Annotated in this window: 1 protein-coding gene; it reads right to left on the bottom strand. The window is 70.7% G+C overall.

Annotated features, from left to right (window positions below; all coding sequences use genetic code 11):
• Positions 1-2,226 (bottom strand): AAA family ATPase (locus VI078_17880; protein ID HEY6001159.1); only part of this gene is annotated, 2,226 nt, incomplete at its 3' end.
• Positions 2,227-2,518 lie beyond the last annotated feature (292 nt).

The following is a 2,518-nucleotide window of genomic DNA, read 5'->3' as shown; positions in this document are numbered from 1 at the left end:
CTCGACGCTGTCGACATCCTGGCCCTCGGGGAGGTTCGACAGATATTGGCTGCCGAGGTTCGAGGTCAGGATGATCAGCGTGTTGGAAAAGTCGACCGTGCGGCCCTGGCCATCGGTCAGCCGCCCGTCGTCGAGCACCTGCAGCAGCACGTTGAAGACCTCGGGGTGCGCCTTCTCGACCTCGTCGAAGAGGATCACGCAGTACGGGCGCCGGCGCACGGCCTCGGTGAGCTGGCCGCCCTCCTCGTAGCCGACGTAGCCCGGCGGCGCGCCGATCATGCGGCTCACCGTGTGCTTCTCCATGTACTCCGACATGTCGATGCGCACCATGGCGCGCTCGTCGTCGAAGAGGAACTCGGCGAGCGCCCGCGCCAGCTCGGTCTTGCCGACGCCCGTGGGCCCCAGGAAGAGGAACGAGCCGACCGGGCGGTTCGGGTCCGCGAGGCCGGCGCGCGAGCGGCGCACGGCGTCCGAGACCAGGCGCAGCGCCTCCTCCTGCCCGACCACGCGCTGCGCGAGGCGCTCCTCCATGCGCAGGAGCTTCTGCATCTCCCCCTCGAGCATCCGCGACACGGGGATGCCGGTCCAGCGCGAGACGACCGCCGCGATGTCCTCCGCGTCGACCTCCTCCTTGAGCATCGGCTGCTCCTTCTGGAGGTCGTGGAGGCGCGCGCCGCCCGCATTCAGCTCCGCCTCGAGCTTCGGCAGCGTCCCGTAGCGCAGCTCGGCGGCCTGCGCCAGGTCGCCGGTGCGCTCCGCCTTCTCCATCGCGATCCGCGACTGCTCGATCTGCTCCTTGAGCGCGCCGATCCGCGTGAGCGTCTCCTTCTCGTTCTGCCAGCGCGCCCGCAGCGCGGTGATCTCGCCCTTGAGCTCCGCCAGCTCGGCGTCGACCCGCTCGCGCCGCTCCAGCGAGGCCGCGTCCTTCTCCTTGGCCAGCGCCGTGCGCTCGATCTCCAGCTGCATCGCGCGGCGCGCCCGCTCGTCGATCTCCGCCGGCACCGAGTCGATCTCGATGCGCAGGCGCGAAGCGGCCTCGTCGACGAGGTCGATCGCCTTGTCCGGCAGGAAGCGATCGGAGATGTAGCGCGACGAGAGGGTCGCCGCCGCCACGAGCGCCGGGTCGGTGATGCGCACGCGGTGGTGCACCTCGTAGCGCTCCTTGAGACCGCGGAGGATCGCGATCGTGTCCGCGACGCTCGGCTCGCCGACGTGCACCGGCTGGAAGCGCCGCTCGAGCGCGGGGTCCTTCTCGATGCGCGTGCGGTACTCGTCCAGCGTGGTGGCGCCGACCGCCCGCAGCTCCCCGCGCGCCAGCGCCGGCTTGAGCATGTTCGAGGCGTCGACCGCCCCCTCCGCCCCGCCGGCCCCGACGATCGTGTGCAGCTCGTCGATGAAGAGGATGATCTCGCCGTCGCTCTCGGTGACCTCCTTGAGCACGGCCTTGAGGCGGTCCTCGAACTCGCCGCGGTACTTCGCGCCGGCGACCAGCGCCCCCACGTCCAGCGCCACGAGGCGCTTGTTCTTCAGCGTCTCGGGCACGTCGCCGTCGATGATGCGCCGCGCCAGCCCCTCGGCGATCGCGGTCTTGCCGACGCCCGGCTCGCCGATGAGCACCGGGTTGTTCTTGGTGCGCCGCGAGAGCACCTGCATCACGCGGCGGATCTCCTCGTCGCGCCCGATGACCGGGTCGAGCTTGCCGCGACGCGCCTGCTCGGTGAGGTCGCGCCCGAAGCGCAGCAGCGCCTGGTACTTCTCCTCCGGGTTCTGGTCGGTGATGCGCTGGCTGCCGCGCACCGCCTGCATCGCCTTGAGCACCGCCTCGCGCGTCACGCCGGCCGCCTTGAGGATCCGCGCACCCTCGCCCCCCGCGTCGGCCGCGGCGAGCAGGATGTGCTCGCCGGCGATGTACGCGTCCTTGAGCGTGTCGGCCTCGCGCTGCGCGGCGTCGAAGGCCTGCGAAAGCCTCGGCGTGACGTACGTCTTCTCGGTCAGCCCGCCGCTGACGCGCGGCAGCTTCGCCAGCGCCGCCTCCAGCTCCCGCCCGAGCGCCTGCGGGTCCGCTCCGATCTTCTGGGTTATCGGCACGACGGCCCCGTCGGTCTGCTGCAGCAGCGCCAGCAGCACGTGCTCGACGTCGACCGCCTGCTGGCCGAGGCGCTCGGCGATGCCCTGCGCCGCGGCGATGGCCTCCTGGGTCTTCACGGTGAACTTGTCGATGCGCATGGTCGCTCTCCTCGTGGTCGAAGCCGCCGGTCCGGCGACGTCATCAATGTACGCCAGATTCCCGGCGCCGCAAATCGTTTCCAGACCTGACAGCCGGCTCCGATCGGGGCGAACCGCTCAGACGGGGGGAAGAGCCGGCTGAGCGGTCCGCCTAGCCCGGATTATTCACGAGGGGTCTGCAGTTCGACGTATTTTGAGGTAGTGAGGGACGCCGGAGAGAGAGCGACGCCGCTCCGGTTGGTTGCGGAAGCCGGTTTGTGGCCGTTGGCGAGCGACGCGCTGGTAGCGAGGG

The organism is bacterium (assembly GCA_036524115.1).
GTDB lineage: Bacteria > JAUVQV01 > JAUVQV01 > JAUVQV01 > DATDCY01 > DATDCY01.
Note: the sequence above shows the minus strand (reverse complement) of the source record. Positions and strands in the feature narration are given on the sequence as shown.